This is a genomic window from Geitlerinema sp. PCC 9228, from assembly GCF_001870905.1.
Lineage (GTDB): Bacteria > Cyanobacteriota > Cyanobacteriia > Cyanobacteriales > PCC-9228 > PCC-9228.
The window spans coordinates 1,408-8,446 of record NZ_LNDC01000005.1; the positions used below are offsets into that span (position 1 = coordinate 1,408).

General features: G+C 48.2%; 6 protein-coding genes. All 6 read left to right on the top strand.

Annotation, left to right across the window (positions count from 1 at the left end; genetic code table 11):
• Nucleotides 1-219 precede the first annotated feature (219 nt).
• Nucleotides 220-495 carry a hypothetical protein gene (locus AS151_RS21135; protein ID WP_139240419.1) on the top strand — a complete coding sequence of 92 codons (276 nt, stop codon included), beginning with the start codon at nucleotides 220-222 and terminating at the stop codon, nucleotides 493-495.
• Nucleotides 420-1,850, top strand: a complete 1,431-nt coding sequence (locus AS151_RS00280) for an effector-associated domain EAD1-containing protein (RefSeq protein WP_071515076.1) — start codon at nucleotides 420-422, stop codon at nucleotides 1,848-1,850. Before AS151_RS21135 ends, AS151_RS00280 begins: the two co-directional genes overlap by 76 nt.
• Nucleotides 1,851-1,885: 35 nt before the next feature.
• Nucleotides 1,886-2,971 carry an AAA family ATPase gene (locus AS151_RS00285; protein WP_071515077.1) on the top strand — a complete coding sequence of 362 codons (1,086 nt, stop codon included), beginning with the start codon at nucleotides 1,886-1,888 and terminating at the stop codon, nucleotides 2,969-2,971.
• Nucleotides 2,971-5,514, top strand: a complete 2,544-nt coding sequence (locus AS151_RS00290) for a formylglycine-generating enzyme family protein (protein WP_071515078.1) — start codon at nucleotides 2,971-2,973, stop codon at nucleotides 5,512-5,514. The genes AS151_RS00285 and AS151_RS00290 overlap by 1 nt, the downstream gene beginning before the upstream one ends.
• Before the next feature lie 49 nt (nucleotides 5,515-5,563).
• On the top strand, nucleotides 5,564-6,436 hold the full coding sequence (locus AS151_RS00295) for a formylglycine-generating enzyme family protein (protein ID WP_244532781.1): 873 nt from the start codon (nucleotides 5,564-5,566) through the stop codon (nucleotides 6,434-6,436).
• Between the two features lie 81 nt (nucleotides 6,437-6,517).
• Nucleotides 6,518-6,982: a hypothetical protein gene (locus AS151_RS00300; protein WP_071515079.1), complete on the top strand. Its 465-nt coding sequence runs from the start codon at nucleotides 6,518-6,520 to the stop codon at nucleotides 6,980-6,982.
• Nucleotides 6,983-7,039 lie beyond the last annotated feature (57 nt).

Genomic DNA, 7,039 nt, shown 5'->3' on the forward strand with positions numbered 1-7,039 from the left:
GAACCACCCACAGATCGCTTTCTGAGACTTTCTAGGGGCGATCGCGAAAACACAGACAAATAGCCAGCAAGGATGCAGGCTGAAAACCCCTACATACCTGGGCGTTGTATCTTTTTTCGATTTCCCGATTGTGGGGAATCGTCTGCCGAAATCTGAATCTAGAACAATGGCGTTGATTTTGTCAAATCGGGGAATAGATTGTCTGGCTGGGAAGGTTCTATGGCAGCGATGGTTTCTGATTTGAGTCTTTTTCTGGCAGGCAAACGGACCAACCAATTTAAAATTTTCAAAAAGAAACCGATATTTGGCAGGTTGTTTGTGGTATGCTTAAAAAAGCAAGTTAGCTGGTTGTGGCTTTGTCGGCTGGCTGCGTTGGCTGTTGCCTTGGCAAAACGATTCGCAATTCTGGGTAAGTTCTTATGGAATGGGACGGACAAAGAAAAAAGCAATTTCGCGAGGCATTATGTCAAGTTTATCCTGACCCAGGCGATCTAGAGATATTTGTTGAAGAGGATTTTGGGGAATCTCTGGCGGAAATTACTACAGAAAACAATCTCCGGAAAATTGCTTTTCAAGTAATAAAGTGGGCAGAACGTCAAGGACGTTTGGATGAGCTTTTGGAAATCTTTTGTCAAGAAAATGCCAACAATCCCATTATTGCTGAGTTACAGGGCGATCGCTTTATTGATGAAGAAAGTTCCCAACCCAAAATTCCATCAAAAGATTGGAAACGGTTATTTAGCTGTTTTCTAGATGACGACCCGTTGGTCAAAGCCTGTAAAGGAGCTTTTCAATACTGCTTTCAACGCCCTCTAGAGGAAATTTATCCTGACTGCCCTCCCCTCAATCAAATCGATACCATTCAACAATTATTAGAAAAATACGACAATCCCCAAATAGCGATCGCTTTGGCCAATCGCACGTATCAATTGATTCAACGAAATTGCGAAGGGAAAAAACGGGATGGAGATTTAGAAAACATACGAGGTTGGCGCGATCGCGTGGCGCAACAGCACAATATTTCCCCAGATTTTGGTATTGAAAATAACTCCGTGTATGGCTATTTGCTCGTAGCCATTGCCCCGAAAGCCAGTCACTTTCTGATTTTTCCAGAATTGCATTTAACCAACGGTCAAATTATTCCAATCGATACTTATAAAGGAGTTAAATGTCAATTCGATAAAGTTCCCAACTATTTATCGGAGATTATCAAAGAGGCAGAGGAAAAATTGGGACATTATCAAGGGATTGGTTCTGTCACCCTGGAAATCTTTTTACCCTGGCAATACTTGGATCGGCGGATTCACGAATGGCCGGTAACCGATGAATTGGAAGATCGATGCAACCTCAGCGAACATCGAGCTTTTATCGTGCGATCGCTAGACCGAGCTACAATTCCCAGTTTGAAAAATCAATTGGAAGAAGCTTGGAGAATTTGGAAAAACTGGTTTCCAAAGAACCAAATTGTTGGGAACTTCCATGAATTCGATTGCTCGAATTGTACGATTTACTTCGATTATCGCCAAAAACCGGGCATCAAATTTGGTAATGGACTGCCAGACAAGGTAGAAGAACGTCAAAAAATCTTTAAAAAACTGATTAAATCGTGCATTCCATTCGCCTTTTGGACTTATGCAAAATTTGATTGGCACTATACGATTCAAGCTTTGAACGCCCTTCTGGCTGCTGGAAATTTGCAGGATTTTCGGGAACTCGCGATCGAGATTATGCAAAAACGTAATGCTGCGCCCAACACACCCATACTTGAGTTGGGCATGTTGTGTGATTGTCCGGAACGCATGCCAACGCTACCGGATGCCAAATCCTCACCGTTGCGCGGTCCTTCGTAACTTTATCGATAGAAATTTATTGGGAATACATTGTTATGTCAGATTGGAAACGATTTTTGGGAAACTGTGGCGACTCTCCCAACCCTTTACAATCCATCCCCGAACCGCCGCCTTGGCGGACATTTTTGCCACACGATAAGATTGACGATAATGCCGATCGCGATCGCTGGCAGCAGTTACAGCAAGACCAGCGTACTGTGGAACGGGGTCGTAGCTTTCACATTGAAGCTTCGGAAATTGTGGATGCAGTGAATGCGGCACTTTACCTGCGTCGTCCACTTTTGGTAACTGGAAGTCCCGGTTCTGGCAAAACTTCCCTCGCCTATGCTATTGCCTACGAACTACAATTGGGTCCAGTTTTGGTTTGGCCTATCACAGCGCGTTCTACCCTCAAAGATGCCCAGTATCGCTACGATGCCATTGCCCGCTTGCAAGACGCACAGCTAGACCGCGAAAAGCTGGAACGCCTGCGAAACCAATCATTTCGTTCCCAAAATGTAGAAGACTTGCAAGAAGAAGGTCGCCTGGGAGATTACATTCAACTTGGTCCTGTGGGAACTGCCTTTTTGCCTTCCCACTATCCGCGCGTCCTGTTAATCGATGAAATTGATAAAAGCGACCTCAACTTGCCCAACGATTTGCTGAATTTGTTTGAAGAGGGCGAGTTTTCCATTCCCGAACTGCAGCGGCGACAGCGGAAAGAACCTCGGGTAGACGTACAGACAGAAGACAACATCAAAGCCACGGTAGAAAACGGACGCATTCAGTGCTGCGAGTTTCCCATTGTGGTGATGACCAGCAACGGCGAACGGGACTTTCCGCCAGCTTTTTTGCGGCGTTGCTTGCGGTTGCGTATGCCCGATCCTACTGAAGAATCTTTAAAAGCAATTGTGAAATCCCATTTCCCGGAGTACGATGGCGACAACTGGCAACACGTAGAAGAGCAAGTTGATAGCCTCATCAACGAGTTTCTCGATAATGGCAATAAAAGCGACCGGGCAACCGACCAATTGCTCAATGCCATTTATTTTATAACGCGGGAAGCCAAGCCAAATGATGATACTGAATGGAAACAACTGCGAAATATTTTGTTTAAACGGTTGAGCCAGGAGCAATCCTAATGAATGTGGATCGGTTGATTGCCGCTCTCAGGGAAACGGAACATCTCGATGCGACTGCAATTTCAGAAGCATTGTGGTTGGCAACGCAAATGCAAGGAGGCGATGCCATCCCCGGGTCGTTTTCAGAACCCGAGGAACGGGCAACCACCGAAGAATCGCCTGTCGAAACGCCAGCAGAAACAGAACCAGAAATTCTACCACCCAAATTAATCTCAGAAGCTACTGCAGAAGTGGCAACACCTTCAGTTACCGACACATCCAGTATTTTGCCAACCGAAGCGCTACCAATTTGGATTGCCGATCCTCCCTTGCTGGATAACTCGCTGGCCGTTATTCGCGCGTTGCGACCTCTATTGCAGCAAATTTCATCTGGCATTTCCGACGAAGTCAACGAAGCTGCAACAGTCGATCGCATTGTGGAAAATAATATTTGGCTGCCGGTTCTGGAACCGAATCGCGAACCTTGGTTTGATGTGGTTTTGATAATCGATCGCAATGCCTCTATGAACCTGTGGCAGCGGCTGGTGGACGACTTACAACTGACATTAAAACGATACCGAGCCTTTCGCAACCTGCAAGTTTTTAACATCGATGCCGATACCGATACCATTCGCCTGCATCCCCATCCCCAAGGGTTGTTGCGCAGTCCGCGAGAACTTTTGTCTCCCGATGGTCGCCGTTTGGTTATTGTTTTGAGCGATTGCGTTGCCGACTACTGGTGGAACGGATCGATGCTGTCAGTTTTGTCGGAGTGGGGAACAACCATGCCGACGGTGGTGTGGCAAATGCTGCCGGAGTGGATGTGGGAGCGAACGGCGTTGGGAATGGGAGAGTACGTGGCTTTGCGAAATCGCACCCCAGGGGCAGCAAACGGGCAACTAGAGTGGGAAACATTGTTGCTATCCGATCCTGAAGATGGGGAAGATAAGAAGAATCGCGTAGCCGTACCAGTGGTAACTTCTGACGTTGGCGACTTGCAGGCGTGGAGTCAGGTTTTGGCAGGGAATCACCAGCAGGTATGCGGTGGGTTTCTGTTGCCTGCGAGGGGCAACAATTCCTCGGAAGACACGACCGATGCTGGCAATGATGCTTCCCAACAAATTCAACAGTTTCGGATGCTTTCTTCGCCAGAAGCCAGACAGTTGGCGGTACTGTTGGCGGCTTCTCCGGTCATTACGCTACCGGTGATGCGTTTGATTCGTGCTTCCATGCTGCCGGCTACCTCGCTGCTGCCAGTGGCGGAAGTCTTTTTAAGCGGACTGTTGCGGAAACTGCCGGGGCAACCGCCAGAAACCGATCCCGAATTGGTCCAATACGAGTTTGTTTCTGGCGTTCGGGAAAACTTACTGGATATGCTGCCGCCGGTGGATGCTGTGGAGGTCATCAATGCGATTTCGTTCTACGTTTCGCGGCAGTTGGGCTATGCTTCGCTGCAGCAATTTAAAGCCTGGTTGCTGTCGCCGGAAAGCGAAGGTCAGGAAAAGGCAGCCGGCATGAAGTCGTTTGCCAAGGTGACGGCAAAGGTATTGAAACGTCTGGGGGGAGAGTATGCCCGTGTGGCAGAGAGGTTAGACCCCGAAGCAGGGGAAGCAAGCGGGGAAGAGACTGGCAAGACACCGCAACTGTATACCCGGCAGTTTCAAACGGCTACGGTAAACGTGGTTCGCACCTTTGAATTTGAAACGGCAACTGTGGAGGTTTTGGGAAACGATATCCAAATTCACCGCCATCGCCAGCAAGCATGGTTTTTTAGCGAACCTCTGGGTAACAATATAGACCTGGAAATGGTTTATATTCCCCCGGGAACGTTTCTCATGGGAGCGCCAGAATCGGAGGGAGGAAGCGATGACGACGAACGACCCCAGCACCAAGTGAGCGTACCAGCTTTTTTTCTAAACAAATACCCGGTGACTCAAGCGCAATGGCGCGCTGTTGCCAACCTTCCGAAATACGAACGCGACCCTTCGACAAGGCTCAGGGCAAGCCTCAATCCCAATCCATCTGAATTTTCAGGGGATAACCGACCTGTAGAAAATGTATCTTGGTATGATGCTGTAGAATTTTGCCAGCGATTGTCCCAGCACACTGGCAGAAAGTACCGACTTCCCAACGAAGCCGAGTGGGAATATGCCTGTCGTGCCGGTACGCAAACGCCCTTTTATTTTGGCGAAACCATTACCACCGACCTAGCCAATTACGATGGTAATTATGTTTACGGTCGAGGCAAAACAGGAGAACATTGCCAAGAAACTACAGATGTAGGCAGCTTTCCTGCCAATGGATTTGGACTTTTTGACATGCATGGGAATGTTTTGGAATGGTGTGCCGACGATTGGCATGACAATTACGAAGGGGCACCAACTGATGGCAGTGCTTGGATAGATAGTGAAGAGAAAAAAGAAACTGAAAAGCTCTTGCGCGGTGGTTCTTGGCTCATCTTCCCGCGCTACTGCCGTTCTGCAATTCGCGTCAGGAATCATCCCGTCTACTCCGACCACGACCACGGGTTTCGCGTAGCGTGCGCCGCGGCGAGAACGCTCTAACCCTTTACATCTTCCCTTTGTAGCATATAACCCAGGAGTGCGATCGATCGTGCAAACACCAACCACTAAGAATTCCCCCTCCGAATATCGCGTTTTCATCGGCTACCGTTACGCTCAGGCACAATGCTTTGCTGAAGATTTGGGAAATGGCGTGCAACTGGAAATGACGCTGATTCCAGCCGGCGAATTTCTCATGGGATCTCCTGAAGACGAACCGGAACCACAAGACGAGGAATCGCCGCAGCATCGCGTGTCCGTACCGCAGTTTTTTCTAGGTACTTATCCAGTTACCCAAGCGCAATGGAGGGCTTTAGCCAATCTTCCTAAATATGAACGCGACCCTTCGACAAGGCTCAGGGCAAGCCTTAACCCCAACCCATCCCGTTTTTCAGGGGATAACCGACCTGTGGAACGAGTATCTTGGTATGATGCTGTGGAATTTTGCCAGCGTTTGTCCCACTATACTGGTAGAGACTACCGACTTCCCAGCGAAGCCGAATGGGAATATGCCTGTCGCGCGGGTACGCAAACGCCTTTTTCTTTTGGCGAAACCATTACCACCGAGCTAGCCAATTACGATGGTACGTATGTTTACGGTCGAGGCAAAAAAGGAGAATATCGAGCAGAAACCACAGATGTAGGCAACTTTCCTGCTAATAACTTTGGACTGTTTGACATGCATGGCAACGTTTGGGAATGGTGTACCGACGATTGGCACAAAAATTACGAAGGCGCACCAACAAATAGCAGTGCTTGGCTCGATAGTAAAAATAGAACAGAAACTGAAAAGCTCCTGCGTGGTGGTTCTTGGAACGTCAACCCGCTCTACTGCCGTTCTGCTGTTCGCCTCAGGAATCGTCCCGACTACTCCGTCGATGTCATCGGGTTTCGCGTTGCGTGTGACGTGGCGAGGACTTTCTAAATTTTGACTCTTTTTGCCAAGCGTTCTTTTCCCTAACCCAAAAAACTGGGTAGCATAAGGCAGGGTGTAGGGAAAACAAAGATGAATACAAATAAAAACTCTCGCCAAGGGCAACGAAAAAGAAATAAAAGCGTCGGCAAGCAACTACAAAGAAGAAAAATTGTGCGCCGATCGCACCAACTTCAAGAAATTTATTGGTTTGTGGTGCTGGTTTTGGCTGTTGCGATCGCGACAAACTACCAAAAATTCGATTTGAATCTCAATTGGAACCTCAACCGCGACTTTTTTGCAGCTTTCCCCACCAACCCCAATTCCGATCTTGGGCAAGATTGGAAACGAGAATTAGAACGCACCCATTCTGCAAAAAACATTGTAGCAGGCGATCGCGACTATCAAAATCGTAACTTCCAAACAAGCGATCGCTACGTTGCCTCCCTCAACTACCGAGGAACTTCCGTCTCCGAACTCGCTGATTTGCTCTCCCAAGTCACGCTAACCGACGCCGAAAAAGCCAGAGCCATTTACCGGCATGAATCGGGAGCTTGAAAGCCCTGACTTTTTAAAGCAGGGATGAAAAGCGACCCGTGCGGCTTTAGCCGCCGT